Annotated in this window: 22 protein-coding genes and 1 riboswitch; of the genes, 9 read left to right on the forward strand and 13 right to left on the reverse strand. The window is 56.9% G+C overall.

The window, feature by feature from the left end; all coding sequences use genetic code 11:
* Window positions 1–3: 3 nt before the first annotated feature.
* Complete coding sequence (locus PGR29_RS24665; protein WP_213795085.1) at window positions 4–1,344, forward strand: anaerobic C4-dicarboxylate transporter; 1,341 nt, start codon at window positions 4–6, stop codon at window positions 1,342–1,344.
* A gap of 42 nt (window positions 1,345–1,386) precedes the next feature.
* Here PGR29_RS24665 and PGR29_RS24670 read toward each other — a convergent pair whose 3' ends face one another.
* The 10 genes from PGR29_RS24670 to PGR29_RS24715 form a co-directional block, all read right to left on the reverse strand.
* Window positions 1,387–1,704: a PTS lactose/cellobiose transporter subunit IIA gene (locus PGR29_RS24670; RefSeq protein ID WP_015704005.1), complete on the reverse strand. Its 318-nt coding sequence runs from the start codon at window positions 1,702–1,704 to the stop codon at window positions 1,387–1,389.
* A gap of 3 nt (window positions 1,705–1,707) precedes the next feature.
* Window positions 1,708–2,013 carry a PTS sugar transporter subunit IIB gene (locus PGR29_RS24675; protein WP_316425534.1) on the reverse strand — a complete coding sequence of 102 codons (306 nt, stop codon included), beginning with the start codon at window positions 2,011–2,013 and terminating at the stop codon, window positions 1,708–1,710.
* 175 nt (window positions 2,014–2,188) lie between these two features.
* Entirely contained in the window at window positions 2,189–3,721 is a 1,533-nt protein-coding gene (locus tag PGR29_RS24680) for a sensor domain-containing diguanylate cyclase (RefSeq protein WP_213795086.1), read from the reverse strand.
* A 314-nt stretch (window positions 3,722–4,035) separates the two neighbouring features.
* Window positions 4,036–5,169 (reverse strand): 2-iminoacetate synthase ThiH, encoded by a 1,134-nt coding sequence (gene thiH, locus PGR29_RS24685; RefSeq protein WP_316425535.1) that lies wholly within the window; start codon window positions 5,167–5,169, stop codon window positions 4,036–4,038.
* Window positions 5,166–5,936 (reverse strand): thiazole synthase, encoded by a 771-nt coding sequence (gene thiG, locus PGR29_RS24690; RefSeq protein WP_316425536.1) that lies wholly within the window; start codon window positions 5,934–5,936, stop codon window positions 5,166–5,168. The genes thiH and thiG overlap by 4 nt, the downstream gene beginning before the upstream one ends.
* Before the next feature lies 1 nt (window position 5,937).
* The gene (thiS, locus tag PGR29_RS24695) at window positions 5,938–6,138 is read right to left on the reverse strand and encodes a sulfur carrier protein ThiS (RefSeq protein WP_087859256.1); all 201 of its coding nucleotides are present in this window, start codon (window positions 6,136–6,138) and stop codon (window positions 5,938–5,940) included.
* Entirely contained in the window at window positions 6,122–6,877 is a 756-nt protein-coding gene (locus tag PGR29_RS24700) for a HesA/MoeB/ThiF family protein (RefSeq protein WP_316425537.1), read from the reverse strand. Before PGR29_RS24700 ends, thiS begins: the two co-directional genes overlap by 17 nt.
* Entirely contained in the window at window positions 6,870–7,505 is a 636-nt protein-coding gene (thiE, locus tag PGR29_RS24705; protein WP_087859258.1) for a thiamine phosphate synthase, read from the reverse strand. Before thiE ends, PGR29_RS24700 begins: the two co-directional genes overlap by 8 nt.
* Complete coding sequence (gene thiC / locus PGR29_RS24710; RefSeq protein ID WP_316425538.1) at window positions 7,505–9,400, reverse strand: phosphomethylpyrimidine synthase ThiC; 1,896 nt, start codon at window positions 9,398–9,400, stop codon at window positions 7,505–7,507. Before thiC ends, thiE begins: the two co-directional genes overlap by 1 nt.
* Before the next feature lie 88 nt (window positions 9,401–9,488).
* A riboswitch (TPP riboswitch) is annotated at window positions 9,489–9,613 on the reverse strand.
* Window positions 9,614–9,665: 52 nt separating this feature from the next.
* Window positions 9,666–10,163 carry an Rsd/AlgQ family anti-sigma factor gene (locus PGR29_RS24715; protein WP_045397331.1) on the reverse strand — a complete coding sequence of 166 codons (498 nt, stop codon included), beginning with the start codon at window positions 10,161–10,163 and terminating at the stop codon, window positions 9,666–9,668.
* Between the two features lie 90 nt (window positions 10,164–10,253).
* Between PGR29_RS24715 and nudC the strand changes: the two genes are divergently transcribed.
* The 6 genes from nudC (at window position 10,254) to PGR29_RS24745 (ending at window position 14,613) form a co-directional block, all read left to right on the forward strand.
* Complete coding sequence (gene nudC, locus PGR29_RS24720; RefSeq protein ID WP_087859260.1) at window positions 10,254–11,027, forward strand: NAD(+) diphosphatase; 774 nt, start codon at window positions 10,254–10,256, stop codon at window positions 11,025–11,027.
* 40 nt (window positions 11,028–11,067) lie between these two features.
* A complete protein-coding gene (hemE, locus tag PGR29_RS24725) occupies window positions 11,068–12,132 on the forward strand; it encodes a uroporphyrinogen decarboxylase (RefSeq protein WP_015704014.1) in 1,065 nt (354 codons plus the stop codon).
* 12 nt (window positions 12,133–12,144) lie between these two features.
* Window positions 12,145–12,816, forward strand: coding sequence for a deoxyribonuclease V (gene nfi / locus PGR29_RS24730; protein WP_015704015.1), 672 nt, complete (start codon window positions 12,145–12,147; stop codon window positions 12,814–12,816).
* 42 nt (window positions 12,817–12,858) lie between these two features.
* Entirely contained in the window at window positions 12,859–13,449 is a 591-nt protein-coding gene (locus PGR29_RS24735; protein WP_058674285.1) for a YjaG family protein, read from the forward strand.
* A gap of 186 nt (window positions 13,450–13,635) precedes the next feature.
* Window positions 13,636–13,908: a nucleoid-associated protein HU-alpha gene (gene hupA, locus PGR29_RS24740; RefSeq protein ID WP_002884342.1), complete on the forward strand. Its 273-nt coding sequence runs from the start codon at window positions 13,636–13,638 to the stop codon at window positions 13,906–13,908.
* A 12-nt stretch (window positions 13,909–13,920) separates the two neighbouring features.
* Window positions 13,921–14,613 (forward strand): DUF1481 domain-containing protein, encoded by a 693-nt coding sequence (locus PGR29_RS24745; RefSeq protein WP_015704017.1) that lies wholly within the window; start codon window positions 13,921–13,923, stop codon window positions 14,611–14,613.
* 3 nt (window positions 14,614–14,616) lie between these two features.
* Here PGR29_RS24745 and zraP read toward each other — a convergent pair whose 3' ends face one another.
* Window positions 14,617–15,054: a zinc resistance sensor/chaperone ZraP gene (zraP, locus tag PGR29_RS24750; RefSeq protein WP_032715417.1), complete on the reverse strand. Its 438-nt coding sequence runs from the start codon at window positions 15,052–15,054 to the stop codon at window positions 14,617–14,619.
* Between the two features lie 260 nt (window positions 15,055–15,314).
* Between zraP and zraS the strand changes: the two genes are divergently transcribed.
* Both zraS and zraR read left to right on the forward strand, forming a co-directional pair.
* A complete protein-coding gene (gene zraS / locus PGR29_RS24755) occupies window positions 15,315–16,700 on the forward strand; it encodes a two-component system sensor histidine kinase ZraS (protein WP_316425539.1) in 1,386 nt (461 codons plus the stop codon).
* Complete coding sequence (gene zraR / locus PGR29_RS24760) at window positions 16,687–18,018, forward strand: sigma-54-dependent response regulator transcription factor ZraR (protein WP_316425540.1); 1,332 nt, start codon at window positions 16,687–16,689, stop codon at window positions 18,016–18,018. Before zraS ends, zraR begins: the two co-directional genes overlap by 14 nt.
* Here zraR and purD read toward each other — a convergent pair.
* The gene (gene purD / locus PGR29_RS24765) at window positions 18,008–19,303 is read right to left on the reverse strand and encodes a phosphoribosylamine--glycine ligase (protein WP_087859264.1); all 1,296 of its coding nucleotides are present in this window, start codon (window positions 19,301–19,303) and stop codon (window positions 18,008–18,010) included. The genes zraR and purD overlap by 11 nt on opposite strands.
* A 15-nt stretch (window positions 19,304–19,318) precedes the next feature.
* Window positions 19,319–20,908, reverse strand: coding sequence for a bifunctional phosphoribosylaminoimidazolecarboxamide formyltransferase/IMP cyclohydrolase (purH, locus tag PGR29_RS24770; RefSeq protein WP_087859265.1), 1,590 nt, complete (start codon window positions 20,906–20,908; stop codon window positions 19,319–19,321).
* Window positions 20,909–21,350 lie beyond the last annotated feature (442 nt).

Consider the following 21,350-nt stretch of genomic DNA (forward strand, 5'->3'; position numbering starts at 1 on the left):
TGCATGGAATTTGCTATACAGCTCATCATTATCTTAATTTGTCTGTTCTACGGCGCGAAAAAGGGTGGTATTGCGCTCGGTCTTTTAGGCGGCATTGGCTTAGTTATCTTAGTTTTTGTCTTTCATCTTAAACCAGGAAAGCCACCGGTTGATGTCATGCTGGTCATTATCGCGGTGGTGGCCGCCTCGGCGACGCTACAGGCATCCGGCGGTTTAGACGTGATGCTGCAGATTGCCGAGAAGCTCCTGCGGCGCAATCCCAAATATGTTTCTATCGTCGCGCCATTCGTCACCTGTACGTTGACTATCCTGTGCGGTACCGGGCACGTGGTGTATACGATCCTGCCAATTATTTACGACGTGGCGATTAAAAATAATATTCGCCCGGAACGGCCGATGGCGGCGAGCTCGATTGGCGCCCAGATGGGGATCATTGCCAGCCCGGTTTCGGTGGCGGTGGTCTCGCTGGTGGCGATGCTCGGAAACTTTACCTTTAACGGTAAGCATCTTGAGTTTCTCGATCTACTGGCGATAACCATTCCGTCAACGCTGCTGGGGATCCTGGCGATTGGTATCTTCAGCTGGTTCCGCGGTAAGGACCTTGATAAAGACGAGACCTTCCAGGCGTTTATTGCGATACCGGAAAACCGTCATTATGTTTATGGCGATACGGCTACGCTATTGGATAAAAAGCTGCCGACCAGCAACTGGATTGCGATGTGGATCTTCCTTGCCTCAATTGCCGTGGTGGCGCTGTTGGGCGCGTTTTCCGAACTGCGTCCGGCATTCGATGATAAGCCTCTCTCAATGGTACTGGTGATCCAGATGTTTATGCTGCTCTCCGGGGCGCTTATCATCATCATTACCAAAACTAACCCGGCATCGATTTCTAAAAATGAGGTTTTCCGCTCGGGGATGATCGCTATCGTCGCGGTATATGGTATCGCATGGATGGCGGAAACCATGTTCGGCGCGCACATGACCGAGATTAAAGGCGTGCTCGGAGAGATGGTGAAGGAGTACCCGTGGGCCTACGCTATCGTGCTGTTATTGGTATCGAAGTTCGTCAACTCCCAGGCGGCGGCGCTGGCGGCGATTGTTCCGGTAGCGCTGGCGATCGGCGTTGACCCGGCCTATATCGTCGCTTCCGCGCCCGCCTGCTACGGCTATTACATCCTGCCGACCTACCCAAGCGATCTGGCGGCGATTCAGTTTGACCGTTCAGGCACGACCCATATTGGCCGCTTCGTCATAAACCATAGCTTTATCCTGCCGGGATTAATTGGCGTGAGCGTTTCTTGCGTCTTTGGCTGGGTGTTCGCGGCGATGTACGGTTTTCTGTAAGTGAGACAGGCGCCGCTGGCGGCGCCTGATGATTCATCGGGATTATTGTGCGGGCGGCAGGCGGCGATACAGTTCGATCATATCGGTCGCTAAATCCTGAATCACCATCGCGTTCATCAGATGGTCCTGCGAGTGCACGGTAATCAGGTTCACCGGCAGCTTGCCGCTGCCTTCATCCAGGCCGATAAGCTGGGTCTGGATTTTATGCGCATGCTTCACAAACTCGTGTGAGTCGGCCATAGCCTGTTCGGCGGCGGCGAAATCGCCTTTACGCGCCTGCTGTAGGGCGGTGAGGGCAGAACTGCGCGCGGAGCCGGCGTTGACCAGCAGCTCCATGATAATCGTCTCTAAATCTTCCATGCCTTACTCCATCAGCTTCAAGGCTTTATCCAGAACGGCATCGCCTTTCATCATGCCGTAATCCATCATATCGATAACGGCGACCTTTTTACCGACCGGGTCGGCGAGCGCCTGTAATTTCGCCTGCTCATACTTCACCTGTGGGCCGAGCAGGATAATATCCGCCGCGGCCAGGTTATCCTTGAACTCCACTACCGGCACGGCTTTGATCGAGACTTCGATGCCTTTCTTTTGCGCGGCGTCTTTCATGCGTTGCACCAGCATGCTGGTGGACATTCCTGCGGCACAGCATAAAACGATATTCTTCATAGTTTCATCGCCCTTATGTATGTTCCTTGATGCATCATCTTTATCGCGGGCGGCGGCGCGGCACAACCGCTTCACCATGATTGTGTGTAAAACATCACAAAAAATGAAACCGGTTTCAATTTTGCAGCGGCAGAGATAAAAAGGCCCGCAAAAGCGGGCTATCAGGGAGTTATGCTCAGGCGCGAACGATTCGGTTCTTGCCCTGCTGTTTGGCCTTATACAACGCTTCATCCACGCTAACGACCAGTTTTTCCAGCGGCTCCATATTCCATTCCCCGAGGCCGGCGCTAAAGGTGACGGTTAATCCTTCTTCGCGCCAGGTTCGGCTGGCAACGTTAAGACGCCAGCTCTCCAGAATGGTGAGCGCATTGTCGATATGTTCGGCAGGGAAGATGACGGCAAACTCTTCGCCGCCGTAGCGGTAAAGCGAGATCTCCTGCGGCTGCAGGATCTGTATCCCTTCACGCGCGACGTTGCGCAGCACGATGTCGCCATTGAGATGGCCCCAGGTATCGTTAATTGATTTAAAGTTATCGATATCGACCAACGCGAGGGCGAAAGGCTGGTGATCGTTCATCAGCGCGGCGATATCGCTGTCGAAGGCGCGACGGTTTTTGCAGCCGGTTAGCGCATCGATGGTGGCCTGGCGGACATAGGTGAGCTCGCGCTGCTTATTGCTCTCGATAGCCTTGCTGAGCATGGCTTCCAGCCGCGGCGCGCGTTTGACGTCGCCGGTCTTAATGGCGTTAATGATGTTCATCAGTACGGTACGCGAAGCGTGGCGCAGATACAGCCCGAACAGGACGATGACAATGGCGGCGAGGGCGAATCCCCAGGCGACAATATCGGTTTCATAGCGCGTCAGGTCGGCAAGGGTGGTATCGGTGACGCGGAAAATAACGAACCAGTCGGGGTTGGTAAAGGAATAGTAGTAGTACCAGGCCTTATGTTCCTCATCATAAAGTTGGCCTTCCGCGCTGGTCATTTTGTCCATCAGTTCCGCGCTAACGTAGGTTTTAAATAGCGCGCCGGTATCGGGATGGATCACCACTTTGCCGTCGCGTTGTACGACAAAAAACTCCCCCTGTACCGGCGAGACAATCTGCCGTAACGCGTAGCCCATCGAGGTCAGATCCATATGAAACGCCAGGCTACCTTTAAGCCTCCCCTGCGGCGAAATGACAGGCCGGTAGACGGTGACGGTAGGATGGTGGGTGAAGTAGTCAAGGTAAGGAGTGGTATAGAGACTGAATGTACTTGCTTCCGCCTGACGAATAAACCAGGGGCGCGTTTTCGGATCAAACGTGCGGCTCTCATCGCCTTCCATCACTTCGGGAGCGCGCAGATAATGGCCGAGAGTATCGGCAAGCGAAATGGAGGAGACCGTCGGCATCAGCTCCTGCAGACGCATCAAGTCGTCCAGACCCTTTTGCGGATTGACATTTACGGCGATATTGAGCGCATCGTCACGGGCAAAGTATTTCGTCGCGCGCGCCAGAATGTAGTCATTCTCGCGCAGCAGCGATTCGGTGTAGTTCACCGCAAGGTTATGGGTGAAGTTACGGTTAATATGATGATAATCTTCAAGAAAGTTTTTCTTTTGCGTCGCGGTAACAAAGATTGCAATCAGTAAAAAACTAAGCAAAATCCCCGCAAACCCCACTACGATTGGCGTAGTAAAAGAGAGCTTTCTGTTGTGGCGTGCCATAAGTTGTTAATCGTCCGGGATTTATAAACCGTGGGTTTAGACGCAGGTTAAGCCAGCATGCCTGCTTAGCGAATCAGGTAACTATCGCTAAATTATAACGCTGAGTGCGCTCAGCATCGTGATTAATATTCGATAGCAATATGTTTGCGGCACTGCGGACGGTAGAGGCAGGGCGAAGAGAGGAAAGAAAAATTCGCCCTGGTCAGCGTCCGCTGCTGACCAGGGCAGAATAGAAAAACGACGGCAGTTCGGCGAGCCTCCGTTTTTCATCTCTCGTGCAGGCACGCAAAATAATCAGCTGCTTGCAGCATGCTTTATGATGATTGCGAGGCGCGTCCCAGCCAGCTATCCCAGTCTTTCCATACCGGCTGCAGACCACGGGCGGTCAGCGCGCTGGCGACTTCTTCAGGGCGGCGATCGTCGTGTGGCGCAAATTGCTCAAGTTCCGGATGATCGTCGGCGTAGCCGCCGGGCTGGGTTTTGGAGAACGCGCTAACGTTGTTAATCGCCAGCGGGATCACCCGGTCGCGGAACCACGGTGATTCACGGGTCGATAGCGACAGCTCAACCTCCGGCGCCAGCAGGCGGAAAGCGCAAATCGTCTGCACCAGCTGACGTTCGTCCATTAATGAGGCTGGCGTAATGCCTCCGGCGCAAGGACGTAAACGCGGGAAGGAGATAGAGTAGCGGCTGCGCCAGTAGCGCTGCTGTAGCCACAGCAGATGTTCGGCGACCATAAAGCAGTCCACCCGCCAGCTGTCGGAAAGACCAATGAGCGCGCCGAGGCCGATCTTGTCGATCCCCGCTTCGCCCAGCCGATCCGGCGTATCCAGACGCCAGAAGAAATCCTGCTTTTTACCTTTCAAGTGGTGCTGGGCATACATGCCTTCATGGTAGGTCTCCTGATAGACCATCACCCCATCAAGCCCCAGCGTTTTTAGTTCGGCATACTCGTCGGTCGCCATCGGCTGCACTTCCATATGCAGCGAGGCAAACTGGCGGCGGATGGCTGGCAGGTGCTGGCGGAAATAATCCATTCCGACCTTACTCTGATGTTCGCCGGTGACCAGTAACAAATGCTCAAAGCCTAATTCGCGGATCGCGGCGCATTCGCGGGCAATCTCTGCTGCATCCAGCGTCTTGCGCTTAATGCGATTACTCATTGAGAAGCCGCAGTAGGTACAGTCGTTGGCGCACAGGTTGGACAAATACAGCGGTACGTAAAAACTGACGGTGTTGCCGAAGCGCTGGCGGGTGAGGCGCTGCGCGCGTTGGGCCAGCGGTTCAAGGTAATCGGCCGCGGCAGGAGAGAGCAGAGCCATCATATCATCGCGGGTGAGCTGCTTTGTCGCCAGCGCCCGTTCGACGTCGGCGGCGGTTTTGCTGTTGATACGCAGGCGGATGTCATCCCACTCCAGCTGCCGCCAGCGATCGCTAAAAGTTTTCATGCCAGCGCCTCCAGAAAGCCGGTCAGCGGGCTGGTGGCCTGCGCCTGAGTACTGCGCGTTCCCGGTCCGGCCTGATGCGCCAGCAATCCGGCATCGACCGCCATGCGGAAGGCGCGAGCCATGGCGACAGGATCGTCGGCGACGGCAATGGCGGTGTTGACCAGTACCGCATCAGCGCCCATCTCCAGCGCCTGCGCCGCGTGGCTTGGCACGCCAATCCCGGCATCAACCACCACCGGTACCGTCGCCTGTTCGATAATAATCTCCAGCATGGCTTTGGTTTCCAGCCCCTGGTTGGAGCCTATCGGCGCGCCCAGCGGCATCACCGCCGCGCAGCCGACCTCTTCCAGCCGTTTGCACAGGACCGGGTCGGCGCCGCAATAGGGCAGGACGACAAACCCTTCGCGCACCAGCAGCTCCGCCGCCTTCAGGGTTTCAATGGGGTCAGGCAGCAGCCAGCGGGCGTCCGGGTGGATCTCCAGTTTCAGCCAGTGGGTGCCTAAGGCTTCCCGCGCCAGGCGGGCGGCAAAAACCGCTTCTTCCGCCGTCTTGGCGCCTGAGGTATTCGGCAGCAGGTTAACGCCCGCCGCCAGCAGCGGCGCGAGAATCGCGTCATTATGCTGGCGTAAATCGACGCGCTTCATCGCCAGCGTCACCAGCTGGCTTCCCGAGGCGCGAATCGCCTCGACCATCACCTCTGGGGCGGCGAATTTGCCGGTTCCGGTAAAAAGGTGGGATTCAAATGTCTTATCAGCAATACGTAACATATCAGCCTCCGGCGATAACCTGAAAAAGCAGGACCCGATCGCCTTCCTGCAAGAGATGATCTTCCCACCGTTCGCGTGGCAGGATGTGTTGATTGAGCGCCAGCGCAACGCCCGGCTGGAGCTGTTCCAGTTGACTGAGCAGGGCGCTTACGCTGAGGTTGTCCGCGCATTCCAACGGTTCGTCGTTAAACCAGATTTGCATCATGGCCTCCGCATACCGGGCAGCCCTGGGCCTTTTGCAGCGCAAGGTTGCGCCAGTTGCTGGTGCGGGCGTCAAACAGCCGTAGCGTGTTGCGTGGCGTCGCCATGCCGCTAAGGAGCTTTATGGCCTCCAGCGCCTGCAGCGTTCCCATCATGCCGACGACCGGACCGACGATCCCCGCAGTGCGGCAGTTACGTTGCGGTTCGGCGGTGTCCGGCCACAGGCAGCGGTAGCAGCCCTGCGCCCACGGCGGCGTCAGCACCATCAGCTGGCCGCCGAAGCCGACGGCGCTGGCGGTTACCAGCGGCGTCTCAAGGGCTACGCAGGCGGCGTTAATCGCCTGGCGGGCGATCATGTTATCGGTACAGTCCAGCACCACGTCGGCTTTCGCCACTTCGGCGCGCAACGCCTCGCCGCTTAAGCGCTGCTGTAGCGCCACGAGGCGGATTTGCGGATTGAGTTGGTTGAGCCGCATCTTTGCCGCCGTGGCTTTTGGCTGGTCAATATCGTCGCTGGTGAACAGAATTTGTCGCTGCAGGTTGCTGAGATGCACCGCGTCGTCATCGGCCAGGGTCAGCGTCCCGACGCCGGCCCCCGCCAGATATAGCGCTGCCGGCGAACCTAAGCCGCCCAGGCCGATAATCAGCGCCCGGCTGGCTAACAGTTTCTGCTGTCCCTCAATGGCGATATCTTCCAGCAATAGCTGGCGGCTGTAGCGCATGAAATCGTGATCATTCATCGCCTGCTCCCGCCAGTGCTAACAGTTGTGCAGTGGCAGCCCGCCAGTCTGCTGCCTGGGTAATGGCGCTGACTACCGCGATGCTGCCAACGCCGGTCGCCAGTACGCCCGGCGCTTTTTCCAGACTGATTCCGCCGATCGCTACCGTCGGATAATCGGCCAGACGATGAATATGCCCGGCAAGCTGTTCGAGGCCCTGCGGCGCCGAAGGCATCTGTTTGGTTTGTGTCGGGAAGACGTGGCCCAGCGCGATGTAGGAAGGGCGCGCCGCCAGCGCGACGTCAATCTCCATGTCGTCGTGGGTGGAGACGCCAAGGCGCAGTCCGGCTTTACGGATGGCGCTCAGGTCGGTGGTTTCCAGGTCCTCTTGTCCCAGATGTACTCCGTACGCCTGGTGCTTAATCGCCAGTTGCCAGTAATCATTGATAAACAGTCGCGCGTGATAGCGGCGGCCAAGCGCGATGGCGGCGATGACGTCATCCTCCACATCGCTGTCGCGCTGGTCCTTGATCCGCAACTGAATGGTGCGCACGCCGGCTTCCAGCAGGCGCTCAATCCATGTCACGCTATCGACAACCGGATAAAGCCCGAGACGAAACGGTACGGGCGGAAAGTCAGGCTGGTACATCAGGCATTTTCCTTTTTCAGGTAGATTTCACCGCCGCGGGCGCGGAAGTTATTCGACATATCGGCCATACCGGCCTCAATACTTTGCTTCGCGGCGTAGTCGCGGACCTCCTGGGTGATTTTCATCGAACAGAATTTCGGCCCGCACATGGAGCAGAAGTGGGCGACTTTGCCGGATTCCTGCGGCAGGGTTTCATCGTGATAGGCCCGCGCGGTAAAGGGATCGAGCGCGAGGTTGAACTGGTCTTCCCAGCGGAATTCGAAACGCGCTTTGGACATCGCGTTGTCGCGGATCTGCGCCCCGGGGTGGCCTTTAGCGAGGTCGGCAGCGTGGGCGGCGATTTTATAGGTAATCAGCCCCTGTTTTACATCCTCTTTGTTGGGCAAGCCGAGATGTTCTTTTGGCGTGACGTAGCACAGCATGGCGCAGCCAAACCAGCCAATCATTGCCGCGCCGATACCGGAAGTGAAATGATCATAGCCCGGCGCGATGTCGGTGGTGAGCGGCCCCAGCGTGTAGAACGGCGCTTCGTGGCAGTGCTCCAGTTCTTCGGTCATATTGCGGCGAATCATCTGCATCGGCACGTGGCCGGGGCCTTCAATCATCACCTGAACGTCATACTCCCAAGCGATTTTAGTCAGCTCGCCCAGCGTATGCAGCTCGGCGAACTGCGCCTCGTCGTTGGCATCCTGAATCGAGCCGGGGCGCAGACCATCGCCGAGGGACAGCGACACGTCATAGGCGGCGCAGATTTCACAGATTTCGCGGAAGTGCTGGTAGAGGAAGTTTTCCTGATGATGCGACAGGCACCACTTGGCCATGATCGAACCGCCGCGCGAGACGATACCGGTCAGCCGCTTCGCGGTCATCGGCACGTAACGCAGCAGCACCCCGGCATGAATCGTGAAGTAGTCGACGCCCTGTTCGGCCTGTTCCAGCAGGGTATCGCGGAAGGCTTCCCAAGTCAGGTTCTCGGCAATGCCGTTGACCTTCTCCAACGCCTGGTAAATCGGGACGGTACCAATCGGCACCGGGCTGTTGCGCAGGATCCATTCGCGGGTCTCGTGGATATAGCGGCCGGTGGAGAGGTCCATTACCGTGTCGGCGCCCCAGCGGGTTGACCAGACCAGCTTCTCGACCTCTTCTTCGATGGAAGAGGTCACCGCCGAGTTGCCGATATTGGCATTCACTTTCACCAGGAAGTTGCGGCCGATAATCATCGGCTCGGATTCCGGGTGATTGATATTGGCCGGGATGATGGCTCGCCCGGCAGCGACTTCATCGCGGACAAACTCGGCGGTAATGTTGTCCGGCAGGCGGGCGCCAAAGCTTTCTCCGGCATGCTGCTGGCGCAGCGCCTCGCTGCGGATACGCTCGCGGCCCATGTTTTCGCGAATGGCGATGAATTCCATCTCCGGGGTGACGATCCCCTGACGGGCGTAGTGTAGTTGCGTCACGCATTTGCCAGCGACGGCGCGTTTAGGGGCCAGCAGGCCGCTGAAGCGCAGTTCATCAAGGCCATCGTCGGCCAGCCGCGCTTTAGTGTAAGCCGAGCTGCGTTCGCTAAGCGGCGCGCAGTCGTTACGCGCGTCGATCCACGGTTGGCGTAGTTTTGCCAGTCCCTGGCGGACATCGATGTTGATCTCCGGGTCGCCATAAGGTCCGGAGGTGTCATACACCGGTATCGGTTCGTTGGCTTCGTATTGGGGGTTATCGTTATCACCGCCGATGAGCGTCGGGCTGAGCTGGATTTCACGCATCGGGACGCGGATATCAGCCTGTGAGCCTTGAATGTAAATGCGGCGCGAATTGGGAAAAGCGGTACCTTCCAGCGTATCAATGAATCGCTGCGCGTGTTCGCGTTGTTCCCGGCGGGTCAGTTTGGTAGTAGACATAGCGCATTCCAGTTACAAAAAAGGAGATGGCTTGTCAGACGACGGATGGAGTAACAGATGCGACCAGCCCGTAACGGGCAGGTGCGACCAGCAGTTTACTCTTGTTCCCTTCGCAGGTATTAGCCTGATCAGGTTCCGCGGATCCCGAATAAACGGTCTCAGCCTTTTCCACTTTAGTTTTCGTGTGGAAAATAGGCACTCCGACAAGATGAAATCCCTCCGCAGAGGGATAATGTATGTAAATTACTCGTTAACGGTTCACAACTCAAGCGGTCGGCGCGATATTGTCGCCAACGCTGTCTTTCCGATCGTGAGCGACGACCAGCGCCAGCAGCTTGTCCTCAAGCGCGAAGCGCGCCTCCAGCGATTCGCCGATATCTGACAGCGCCTGCTGAAATTCGAGATAGTTATCATGATCGATGGCGTTTTCGAGGCAGGTATCGTAGTAGTCCATCATCTGCTGGGTATTGGCTTCCAGCTGCGGGTAGATTTTGGTGGCGGCTAAAAGAGGGGTACTCCCTTCCATTTCTCCGATAATACGTTCATAAATATTAAAATGACCGGATGAGAGGTAATCCACCAGGCTTTGGCAAAAGTCATCCAGCGCCTTTTCATTAAGCCGCATAAAGGACTCTTTGCCGGGTTTCAGGCCAACCAGGTTGTAGTAAGCCACGAGCAAATGCTTACGCACAAGCAGCCAGCGATCGACCAGTTTGTTATTGCCTCCAACACGTTCCGTCAGGTTTTCCAGCTGGTTTAACATGATTGACTCCGCAAGATTAAAAATAACGTTGCTCAGCAAATGTAAATATAATGTTAAAAGTGCCAGTAAAACGAAGGTAGCGCAATAGATATGGATCGTATTATTGAAAAATTAGATCGCGGCTGGTGGATCGTCAGTCACGAACAAAAATTATGGCTTCCCGCAGGGGAATTACCACATGGCGAAGCGGTAAATTTTGATCTTGTCGGTGAACGCGCGCTACATCTCGGCGAGTGGCAAGGCGAAGCGGTGTGGCTGGTGCGCCAGGATCGTCGCCATGAGATGGGATCGCTGCGCCAGATATTGGATCAGGATCCTGGGCTTTTCCAACTGGCAGGGCGCGGGATCCAATTGGCCGAGTTTTATCGATCGCATAAATTCTGCGGCTACTGCGGCCACCCGATGCATGTCAGTAAAACCGAGTGGGCGATGCTGTGCGGCCACTGCCGCGAGCGCTATTATCCGCAAATTGCCCCCTGCATTATCGTCGCCATTCGTCGCGACGATTCAATTCTGCTGGCGCAGCATACCCGCCATCGTAATGGTGTCCATACGGTGTTGGCCGGGTTTGTCGAAGTGGGCGAAACCCTTGAGCAGGCGGTCGCCCGCGAAGTGATGGAAGAGAGTGGAATTAAGGTGAAAAACCTACGCTATGTGACCTCCCAGCCGTGGCCCTTCCCGCAATCACTGATGACCGCCTTTATGGCTGAATACGATAGCGGCGATATTGTCGTGGATAAAAAAGAGCTGCTGAGCGCAGAGTGGTATCGCTATGACGATTTGCCGCTACTGCCGCCGCCGGGCACCGTAGCGCGACGCCTGATCGAAGATACGGTGGCGATGTGTCGGGCAGAGTACGAGTGACATGTTACACTGGGCGCATCAACGCTAAAGGAATGTAAAAATGACCGAACTGAAAAACGATCGTTACCTGCGTGCGCTGCTGCGCCAGCCGGTTGATGTCACCCCGGTGTGGATGATGCGCCAGGCGGGCCGCTATCTCCCGGAATATAAAGCCACCCGCGCGCAAGCGGGCGATTTCATGTCGCTGTGTAAAAATGCCGAGCTGGCCTGCGAAGTGACGCTACAGCCGCTGCGCCGTTACCCGCTGGATGCAGCGATCCTCTTTTCGGACATCCTGACCATTCCGGATGCGATGGGGCTGGGGCTGTACTTTGAAGCTGGCGAAGGCCCGCGCTTCACTTCGCCGGTGAAATGCAAAGCCGACGTCGACAAACTGCCGGTGCCGGACCCGGAACAAGAATTAGGCTACGTGATGAACGCCGTGCGCACTATTCGCCGTGAACTGAAAGGCGAAGTGCCGCTGATTGGTTTTTCCGGCAGCCCGTGGACGCTGGCGACCTACATGGTTGAAGGCGGCAGCAGCAAAGCCTTTACCGTCATCAAAAAGATGATGTACGCCGAACCGCAGGCGCTGCACGCGCTGCTGGACAAGCTGGCGAAAAGCGTCACCCTGTATCTGAACGCGCAGATCAAAGCGGGCGCGCAGTCGGTGATGATTTTCGACACCTGGGGCGGCGTGTTGACCGGCCGCGACTATCAGCAGTTCTCGCTCTACTACATGCATAAAATCGTCGATGGCCTGCTGCGGGAAAACGAAGGCCGTCGCGTACCGGTGACGCTGTTCACCAAAGGCGGCGGACAATGGCTGGAAGCGATGGCGGAGACCGGCTGCGATGCGTTGGGTCTCGACTGGACGACCGATATTGCCGACGCTCGCCGTCGCGTAGGCCACAAAGTGGCGCTTCAGGGCAATATGGACCCGTCGATGCTTTATGCGCCTGCCGCCCGTATTGAAGACGAAGTGGCTAACATTCTCGCCGGCTTCGGCCAGGGCGAAGGCCATGTCTTTAACCTTGGCCACGGCATCCATCAGGACGTCGACCCACAGCATGCAGGAGTCTTTGTTGAGGCGGTGCATCGTCTCTCCGCGCAATATCACCAATAGGAGATAAGCATGATGGATTTAGCTGCGCTACGGACCCAACAGCAATCTTTAGCCGCGTCGGTAGAACGTGCGGACCGTTTGGATCGCGACCCGCCGGTGCTGATCGGCGGCGCCGATGTGGGGTTTGAGCAGGAGGGGGAAATTACCCGAGCTGCGATGGTGCTGCTAACTTATCCGGGGCTTGAACTGGTGGAGTATCAGGTGGCGCGCGTCGCCACCACGATGCCGTACATCCCCGGCTTTCTCTCCTTTCGCGAGACCCCCGCGCTGCTGGCGGCGTGGCAACAGTTATCGCAAAAGCCCGATCTGTTGTTCGTCGATGGCCACGGTATTTCACATCCCCGGCGGCTTGGCGTCGCCAGCCATTTTGGCCTGATGGTTGATGTGCCAACGATTGGCGTAGCGAAAAAACGTTTATGCGGCAAGTTTGAACCGCTCGGCGCCGAGCCCGGCGCGCTGGCGCCATTAATCGACAAAGGCGACCAGCTGGCCTGGGTCTGGCGCAGCAAAGCACGCTGCAACCCACTGTTTATCAGTACCGGCCACCGCGTAGGTATCGATAGCGCGTTAATGTGGGTGGAACGCTGTATGCAGGGCTATCGGCTACCCGAGCCGACGCGCTGGGCCGATGCCGTGGCGTCCCGTCGGCCTTCCTTTGTGCGTTGGCAAGCAAATCACGGCTGATTCAGGTACACTGCGCCTAATTTCTGACTTCGAGAATTCATCATGTTACAAAACCCGATTCACCTGCGCCTGGAGAAACTGGAGAGCTGGCAGCACGTCACCTTTATGGCCTGCCTGTGCGAGCGTATGTACCCCAACTACGCCATGTTCTGCAAGCAAACTGAGTTTGGCGACGGCCAGTTATATCGTCGTATCCTTGACCTGATCTGGGAAACGCTGACGGTAAAAGATGCGAAGGTGAATTTCGATAGTCAGCTTGAAAAGCTGGAAGAGGCGATTCCGTCCGCAGATGACTACGACATGTACGGCGTCTATCCGGCTATCGATGCCTGCGTCGCGCTGAGCGAATTAATCCACTCACGCCTGAGCGGTGAAACGCTGGAACATGCTATCGAGGTCAGTAAGACTTCCATTACTACCGTCGCGATGCTGGAAATGACCCAGGAAGGTCGCGAAATGACCGATGAAGAGCTCAGAGTCAACCCGGCGGTTGAACAAGAATGGGACATTCAGTGGGAGATTTTCCGCCTGTTGGCCGACTGCGAAGAACGCGATCTTGAACTGATTAAAGGGCTGCGCGCAGACCTGCGAGAGGCCGGCGAAAGCAATATTGGTATAAATTTTCAGCAATGAGACCACAAAACGTGATTTACCGCCTGAATTGTAGCGTCTGAAGACTTCCATTCCGCCCCCTGTCTGGTCTACATTTGGGGGGCGAAAAAAAGTGGCTATCGGTGCGTGTATGCAGGAGAGTGCTTTTCTGGCATTTCCGTCGCACTCGATGCTTAGCAAGCGATAAACACATTGTAAGGATAACTTATGAACAAGACTCAACTGATTGATGTAATTGCGGACAAAGCTGACCTGTCTAAAGCACAGGCAAAAGCTGCCCTGGAATCCACCCTGGCTGCAATTACCGAGTCTCTGAAAGAAGGTGATGCTGTTCAACTGGTTGGTTTCGGTACCTTCAAAGTGAACCACCGTGCTGAGCGTACTGGCCGCAACCCGCAGACCGGTAAAGAAATCAAAATCGCTGCAGCTAACGTGCCAGCATTTGTTTCTGGCAAAGCGCTGAAAGACGCAGTCAAGTAAGACCGCGTGGCAGTGTCCAGTTTTAACGAAGGGGCTTTTAAGCCCCTTTTGTCTAACTGGCGTCGCACGCTGACGCTGGCAGGCGCGCTATTGCTCACTGCCTGCAGTCATGACTCCTCTCTACCGCCTTTTACCGCCAGCGGCTACGCCGATAACCAGGGCGCGATGCGCATCTGGCGCAAAGATGCCGGCGATGAAGTGCACCTGCTTGCCGCCTTTAGTCCGTGGCACCGCGGCGACACCTCAACCAGCGAGTACCGCTGGCAGGATGGCCAACTAACGCTTATTGAACTCAATGTGTACGGCAAACCGCCGGAACATATTCGCGCCCGCTTTGACGCCCAGGGCGAGCTGAGCTTTATGCAGCGGGAAGTAGATGGTGAAAAACAGCAGCTTTCCAACGACCAGGTCGCGCTGTACCGCTATCGGGCGCAGCAAATCCGCGAAACCAGCGACGCCTTGCGTCAAGGACGAGTGGTATTACGACAGGGACGCTGGCATGCCGATCGTACCGTGACTACCTGTGAAGGCCAGACCGTGAAGCCTGACCTTGATGAGCGGGCATTAGCGCATATTGAACGCCGCCAGAATCACTCCTCCGTAGAGGTGAGCGTGGCGTGGCTGGAAGCACCGGAAGGCGCTCAGCTGCTGCTGGTGGCTAATGAAAACTTCTGTACCTGGCAGCCGAGCGAAAAATCGTTCTGAGTTTTACCAGTGGTTCATGCCCATATGACCACCGCCATTACCGCGGCAGCCGCCGTAACCCATACCCGCGCCGCGAGGAACGCCTGCTTCAGCCAGGGCGATATCAAATTTTACCCTCTGCTGATCCAACTGCTGGCTTAATGTTTCCATTTCCTTCGCCACGGCCTCAATTTTTCCGCTTTCTGGTTTTGGCGCAGTAAGCAGCGCATTGTACTCGTAGCGTTTGGACTGTAACTGCTGGCGCAGGGCGCTGGTTTGCGCATAGTAATTGTCATGTAGCTTCTGCACGGTCGCTTGCTGTTCCTGGGTGAGCTGGCTGTAACCCTGCGCGCCCATCCCGTTATTGTAGCCCCAGTGATGTCCGGCCCAGGCCGCGTGACTGCCAAAGGTCAGAGCGGCAAGCGCCACGAGGACGAGGGATAAAGTCGGTTTCCGTTTCATAGCGTGATCTCCTGTGTGGTTTCCCTCTGTGTTGCATCTTCCATGCCAGCCTGAAAAAGCGCGTCAATACCGGCCGGCCCGCGGCAAACGTGACTCTGGCGAGTAAAAATGACCCGTTGCGGCTGGAGTCAGCGAGTCATTTTTACTCGCTAAATCACCAGCGATATGTCTGAGGACAGGTTTCACGGTGTGGAAAAATGGCATGATTTCTGCTGATGGATCCTGGTGATAGCGAATAAGGACACGATAAGGACCCGCCCATGCCGCGCATTACTTCATGCTTCCGGGACGCCCTGAGCTGGTTACTGACCGGCTCGGTCGTCCTGTTGGTTATACTTTTTTCCGCGATGATCGTCCGCGATTATGGCCGGGAGACCGCCGCCGCCCGGCAAAATATCGAAGAGAAGGGCGGTGTGCTGATCCGTGCGCTGGAGTCTGGCACGCGTGTCGGCATGGGGATGCGGATGCATCATGCGCAGCTGCAGGCGTTGCTGGAGGAGATGGCCTGGCAGCCCGGTGTGCTGTGGTTCGCGGTGACCGATGAAAACGGTAAAATTATCGCCCACAGCGATCCGCAGCAGGTGGATAAGGCGCTGTACAGTCCTGCGCAAATGCGTGAACTCAAGGTGGGCGAACAGGAGCGCTGGCGCCGGCTTGCTGAGCCGCAACCGGCGCTGGAAATTTATCGCCAGTTTCGCCCGCTCAACCCTGCTCGTGGTCACCATATGGGGATGATGAAGCGCTGCAACAGCGCGCTGGCTCAGCCCAATGTTCCACAGGTGATTTTTATCGCCTTTGATAGCCGCGAGCTGGATGCGGCGCAGGCCCGCGGCTTGCGTAATATGATGATCATGCTGGCGGCCGCGTCGCTGGTCATCGTCGCGACGATTCTCGCTCAGTTCTGGTTCCGCCGCTACCGTCGCTCACGCCAGCAGCTACAGGAGGCGATGGCTCGCAAAGAAAAACTGATGGCCCTTGGGCATCTGGCGGCTGGCGTCGCGCATGAGATTCGCAACCCACTTTCTTCGATTAAAGGACTGGCGAAGTATTTTGCCGAGCGTACGCCGCCGGGCGGTGAGGCGCAGGAGTTAGCGCTGGTGATGGCCAAAGAGGCCGATCGCCTGAACCGGGTCGTCAGCGAGTTGTTGGAGCTGGTTCGTCCAGCCCATTTAAACTACCAGCCGGTCGATATCAACGCGCTTATTCACCACTCATTGCAGCTGGTAAGCCAGGATGCGCAGAGTCGCGGGATCGCGCTGCAATTTACTCCGCGCCCTGAATTAACCTCGATTAAAGCCGACCCTGACCGTCTCAACCAGGTGCTGTTGAATCTGTATTTGAATGCGATGCAGGCTATTGGCCGTGACGGCGTCATTCGCGTATCGGCAAGCGAAGCCGAGCGGCGACGTGTGAAAATTGTCGTTAAGGATAGCGGTAAGGGGATGAGCGATGAAGAGCTGCAGGCTATCTTCACCCCTTATTTCACCACCAAGGCGGACGGAACAGGGCTGGGGCTGGCGGTGGTACAGAATATTATCGAACAACATGGCGGGACGATCCGCGCCGAAAGCCAGCCGGGAGCCGGAGCGATATTTACGCTTTGGCTACCAGTAGATGCTCAACGGAGGGAAGATGAGCAGCGATAAAGTACAGATTCTGGTTGTCGATGATGACGTCAGCCACTGCACGATTCTGCAGGCGCTACTGCGTGGCTGGGGCTATCAAGTGGCGTTAGCCCACAACGGCCTGCAGGCGCTGGAGCAGATCCATCAGCAGGTCTTCGATCTGGTGCTGTGCGATATCCGCATGGCGGAGATGGACGGTATCGCGACATTAAAAGAGATCAAAGCCTATAACCCGGCGATTCCGGTATTAATCATGACGGCGTTCTCCAGCGTCGGCACGGCGGTTGAGGCTATTAAGTCGGGCGCGCTGGATTATCTGGTCAAGCCACTGGATTTTGACACTCTACAGCAGACGCTGGTTCAGGCGCTGGCGCACACCCGGCAGAGCGAGAGCGATCTCAGCGCCTCGTCAGATTTACGATGGGGCATGATTGGCGATAGCCCGGCAATGCAGGCGCTTATCAACAATATTACGCTGGTGGCGCCCTCGGACGCGACGGTGCTGATCTGCGGCGAATCGGGAACCGGTAAAGAACTGGTGGCGCGCGCCATTCACGCCTGCAGCGAGCGCCGCGACAAGCCGCTGGTGACGCTGAACTGCGCAGCGCTCAATGAGTCTCTGCTGGAGTCCGAGCTGTTCGGCCATGAAAAAGGGGCTTTTACCGGCGCGGAACGGCGGCGGGAAGGGCGTTTTGTCGAGGCGGATGGAGGCACGCTGTTTCTTGATGAAATTGGCGATATCTCGCCGCTGATGCAGGTGCGTCTGCTGCGGGCGATCCAGGAACGCGAAGTGCAGCGAGTTGGCAGTAATCAGACGCTTTCTGTCGATGTTCGGCTAATTGCCGCCACCCATCGTAATCTGGCGGAGGAGGTGAGCGCCGGGCGCTTTCGCCAGGATCTCTATTATCGCCTGAACGTCGTAACCATTGATATGCCGCCGCTGCGTCAACGGCGTGAAGATATTCCACCGCTGGCGCAGCACTTTCTTAAGCGCTATGCCGAACGCAATCGTAAAACGGTGCAGGGATTTACGCCGCAGGCGATGGACCTGTTGATTCACTACGGTTGGCCGGGGAATATCCGCGAACTGGAAAATGCGGTGGAGCGGGCGGTGGTGCTGCTAACCGGAGACTATATTTCCGAGCGTGAACTGCCGTTGGCGATAGCGGGCACGCCGCTGCCGGTCACTGGCAACGATGAGGCGCTGATTCAGCCATTAGTGGAAGTCGAAAAAGAAGTCATACTGTCGGCGCTGGAAAAAACGGGCGGCAACAAAACTGAAGCCGCCCGTCAGTTAGGCATTACGCGTAAAACGCTGCTGGCAAAACTCAGCCGTTAGTTTTCTCACGCGCGATGGCGCGCCAGCCAATATCGTTACGGCTAAAGCTGCCGTCCCAGCGAATATCGGTCAGCAGTTCATAGGCGCGTTGTTGCGCCTGTGCCACGGTGTCACCCAGCGCGGTGACGCACAGTACGCGCCCGCCGTTGGTGACCACGCGCTGGTCGTCAGACAGTTTGGTGCCGGCGTGGAAGACTTTACCGTCTACCGCTTCCTGCTGCGGCAGGCCGTGGATCTCATCGCCCGTGTTGTAGCTGCCCGGATAGCCGCCGGCGGCAACCACGACGCCCAACGAAGCGCGGTCATCCCACTCGGAAGTTTTCTCGTCCAGCTTGCCCGCGCAGGCGGCAAGGCACAGCTCGACCAGATCGGATTTCATGCGCAGCATGATCGGCTGGGTTTCCGGATCGCCAAAGCGGCAGTTGAACTCAATAACCTTCGGGTTGCCCTGCTTGTCTATCATCAGACCGGCATACAGGAAACCGGTATAGGTGTTTCCTTCAGCGGCCATACCTTTAACGGTTGGCCAGATAATCCGCTCCATGGTGCGCTGATGGACTTCATCAGTGACTACCGGCGCCGGGGAGTAAGCGCCCATGCCGCCGGTGTTCGGGCCGGTATCGCCGTTGCCGACGCGCTTGTGATCCTGGCTGGTGGCCATCGGCAGGACGTGCTCGCCGTCGACCATGACAATAAAGCTGGCTTCTTCGCCATCGAGGAATTCTTCAATCACGATGCGGTGGCCTGCATCACCAAAGGCGTTACCGGCCAGCATATCTTTCACCGCCGCTTCGGCTTCCTCAAGGGTCATCGCCACGATAACGCCTTTACCTGCCGCCAGACCGTCGGCTTTGATGACGATCGGCGCGCCTTTCTCGCGCAGGTAAGCCAGCGCAGGTTCAACTTCGGTGAAGTTCTGGTATTCCGCCGTCGGGATATGATGACGAGCGAGGAAATCTTTGGTGAAGGCTTTGGAACCTTCCAACTGCGCGGCGCCCTCGGTTGGCCCGAAGATGGCGAGCCCAGCGGCACGAAACGCGTCCACTACGCCAATGACCAGCGGCGCTTCCGGGCCTACGATCGTCAGATCGATTTTCTCATCCTGCGCGAAACGTAGCAGGGCCGGAATATCGGTGACGCCGATGGCGACGTTTTGCAGCGCCGGCTCCAGCGCGGTGCCCGCGTTACCCGGCGCGACATAGACGGTATCAACCAGCGGCGACTGGGCCGCTTTCCAGGCCAGCGCGTGTTCACGCCCGCCGTTGCCGATTACTAATACTTTCATCTGCTGCTCCGTGAATTAATGGCGGAAGTGGCGCATGTCGGTGAAGATCATGGCGATACCATGTTCGTCCGCGGCGGCAATCACTTCTTCGTCGCGGATAGAACCGCCCGGTTGGATAACGCAGGTGATGCCTACTGCGGCTGCGGCATCAATGCCGTCGCGGAACGGGAAGAAGGCGTCAGAAGCCATGGCGGAGCCTTTCACTTCCAGACCTTCGTCACCGGCTTTAATCCCGGCAATTTTCGCTGAGTAGACGCGGCTCATCTGACCGGCGCCTATCCCGATGGTCATATTATCTTTGGCATAAACGATGGCGTTGGATTTGACGAATTTCGCCACTTTCCAGCAGAACAGCGCATCGCGCAGCTCTTGCTCGCTCGGCTGACGTTTGCTGACCACGCGCAGTTCGCCCGCGGTGACCATACCAAGATCGCGGTCCTGAACCAGCAGGCCGCCATTGACACGTTTGAAATCGAGACCCGCGACGCGAGTATCCCATTGGCCGCAGACCAGTACGCGGACGTTCTGCTTAGCGGCGGTGATTTTCAGCGCTTCTTCGCTAGCGGATGGCGCGATGATCACCTCAACGAACTGGCGAGAGATGATCGCCTGCGCGGTTTCAGCATCCAGCTCGCGGTTAAAGGCGATGATGCCGCCGAATGCGGAGGTTGGATCGGTTTTGTAAGCGCGATCGTAGGCGTCGAGGATCGAGTCGCTAACGGCAACGCCGCACGGGTTGGCATGCTTAACGATAACGCAGGCCGGTTCGTTGAACTCTTTTACGCATTCCAGCGCCGCATCGGTATCGGCAATGTTGTTATAGGAGAGCGCTTTGCCCTGCAGCTGGGTGGCGGTAGCTACGGAAGCTTCTTTTACATTCTCTTCTATATAGAAGGCAGCCTGCTGATGGCTGTTTTCACCGTAGCGCATATCCTGCTTCTTAATGAAGTTCAGATTCAGGGTTCGCGGGAAACGACCAGCGGCTTCTTTGCTTTCGCCGTGATAGGCCGGGACCATGCTGCCAAAGTAGTTAGCGATCATGCTGTCGTAAGCGGCGGTATGTTCGAAGGCTTTAATGGCGAGATCGAAGCGGGTGTCCAGCGTCAGGGAACCTTCGTTGGCGTCCATCTCATTAATGATGGCGTCGTAGTCGCTGCTCTTAACCACGATAGCGACGTCTTTATGGTTCTTCGCTGCGGAGCGCACCATAGTCGGGCCGCCGATATCGATGTTTTCCACCGCGTCTTCCAGCGAGCATCCTTCACGAGCGACGGTCTGGGCGAACGGGTAAAGGTTAACGACAACCATATCGATAGGCGCGATATCGTGTTGCTGCATGATACCGTCATCCTGACCGCGACGACCGAGGATGCCGCCGTGTACTTTCGGATGCAGGGTCTTCACGCGTCCATCCATCATTTCCGGGAAACCGGTGTAGTCAGAGACTTCGGTAACCGGCAGGCCTTTATCTGCCAGCAGACGAGCGGTGCCGCCGGTGGACAGCAGCTCGACACCACGAGCGGAAAGCGCCTGCGCGAATTCGACGATACCGGCTTTGTCAGAAACACTGAGCAGAGCGCGGCGGACTGGACGACGTTGTTGCATGGTATTAAATCCCCAGGATTTGAACATTACAGAGAGCGTTAGGTGAGTTTTTGCCTAAAAACTCACCTAACGCACCCAACCGGGCATCCGTGTCATAGCGCGGCATTGTAACGAAAACGTTTGCGCAACGCTCGCGAATTTTTATCTTTCTCTTTTAGCCGATGGTTCTCTCTTTATATGGCAATGGATGTACCGGGGTTTAAGCCGTGTTTTGCCGTGTGTCTGTGGATAATTCTGTGTGTAAAAGGGTATAAAGCGGGGTTTTGCTGGGGAATGCAGCAGTCAGTCATTTTTCTGCAATTTTTCTATTGCAGGCGCTCGAGAACTCCCTATAATGCGCCTCCATCGACACGGCAGATGTGAATCACTTCACACAAACAGCCGGTTCGGTTGAAGAGAAAAATTCTGAAATTCAGGGTTGACTCTGAAAGAGGAAAGCGTA

The organism is Klebsiella sp. 141203 (genome assembly GCF_032601985.1).
Classification (GTDB): Bacteria; Pseudomonadota; Gammaproteobacteria; order Enterobacterales; family Enterobacteriaceae; genus Klebsiella; species Klebsiella aerogenes.

Bases quoted from the DNA above. Each gene is read 5' to 3' on its own strand.
- PGR29_RS24665 (WP_213795085.1), top strand. From the start codon at position 4: ATGGAATTTGCTATACAGCTCATCATTATCTTAATTTGTCTGTTCTAC.
- PGR29_RS24670 (WP_015704005.1), bottom strand. From the start codon at position 1,704: ATGGAAGATTTAGAGACGATTATCATGGAGCTGCTGGTCAACGCCGGC.
- PGR29_RS24675 (WP_316425534.1), bottom strand. From the start codon at position 2,013: ATGAAGAATATCGTTTTATGCTGTGCCGCAGGAATGTCCACCAGCATG.
- PGR29_RS24680 (WP_213795086.1), bottom strand. From the start codon at position 3,721: ATGGCACGCCACAACAGAAAGCTCTCTTTTACTACGCCAATCGTAGTG.
- thiH (WP_316425535.1), bottom strand. From the start codon at position 5,169: ATGAAAACTTTTAGCGATCGCTGGCGGCAGCTGGAGTGGGATGACATC.
- thiG (WP_316425536.1), bottom strand. From the start codon at position 5,936: ATGTTACGTATTGCTGATAAGACATTTGAATCCCACCTTTTTACCGGA.
- thiS (WP_087859256.1), bottom strand. From the start codon at position 6,138: ATGCAAATCTGGTTTAACGACGAACCGTTGGAATGCGCGGACAACCTC.
- PGR29_RS24700 (WP_316425537.1), bottom strand. From the start codon at position 6,877: ATGAATGATCACGATTTCATGCGCTACAGCCGCCAGCTATTGCTGGAA.
- thiE (WP_087859258.1), bottom strand. From the start codon at position 7,505: ATGTACCAGCCTGACTTTCCGCCCGTACCGTTTCGTCTCGGGCTTTAT.
- thiC (WP_316425538.1), bottom strand. From the start codon at position 9,400: ATGTCTACTACCAAACTGACCCGCCGGGAACAACGCGAACACGCGCAG.
- PGR29_RS24715 (WP_045397331.1), bottom strand. From the start codon at position 10,163: ATGTTAAACCAGCTGGAAAACCTGACGGAACGTGTTGGAGGCAATAAC.
- nudC (WP_087859260.1), top strand. From the start codon at position 10,254: ATGGATCGTATTATTGAAAAATTAGATCGCGGCTGGTGGATCGTCAGT.
- hemE (WP_015704014.1), top strand. From the start codon at position 11,068: ATGACCGAACTGAAAAACGATCGTTACCTGCGTGCGCTGCTGCGCCAG.
- nfi (WP_015704015.1), top strand. From the start codon at position 12,145: ATGGATTTAGCTGCGCTACGGACCCAACAGCAATCTTTAGCCGCGTCG.
- PGR29_RS24735 (WP_058674285.1), top strand. From the start codon at position 12,859: ATGTTACAAAACCCGATTCACCTGCGCCTGGAGAAACTGGAGAGCTGG.
- hupA (WP_002884342.1), top strand. From the start codon at position 13,636: ATGAACAAGACTCAACTGATTGATGTAATTGCGGACAAAGCTGACCTG.
- zraP (WP_032715417.1), bottom strand. From the start codon at position 15,054: ATGAAACGGAAACCGACTTTATCCCTCGTCCTCGTGGCGCTTGCCGCT.
- zraS (WP_316425539.1), top strand. From the start codon at position 15,315: ATGCCGCGCATTACTTCATGCTTCCGGGACGCCCTGAGCTGGTTACTG.
- zraR (WP_316425540.1), top strand. From the start codon at position 16,687: ATGAGCAGCGATAAAGTACAGATTCTGGTTGTCGATGATGACGTCAGC.
- purD (WP_087859264.1), bottom strand. From the start codon at position 19,303: ATGAAAGTATTAGTAATCGGCAACGGCGGGCGTGAACACGCGCTGGCC.
- purH (WP_087859265.1), bottom strand. From the start codon at position 20,908: ATGCAACAACGTCGTCCAGTCCGCCGCGCTCTGCTCAGTGTTTCTGAC.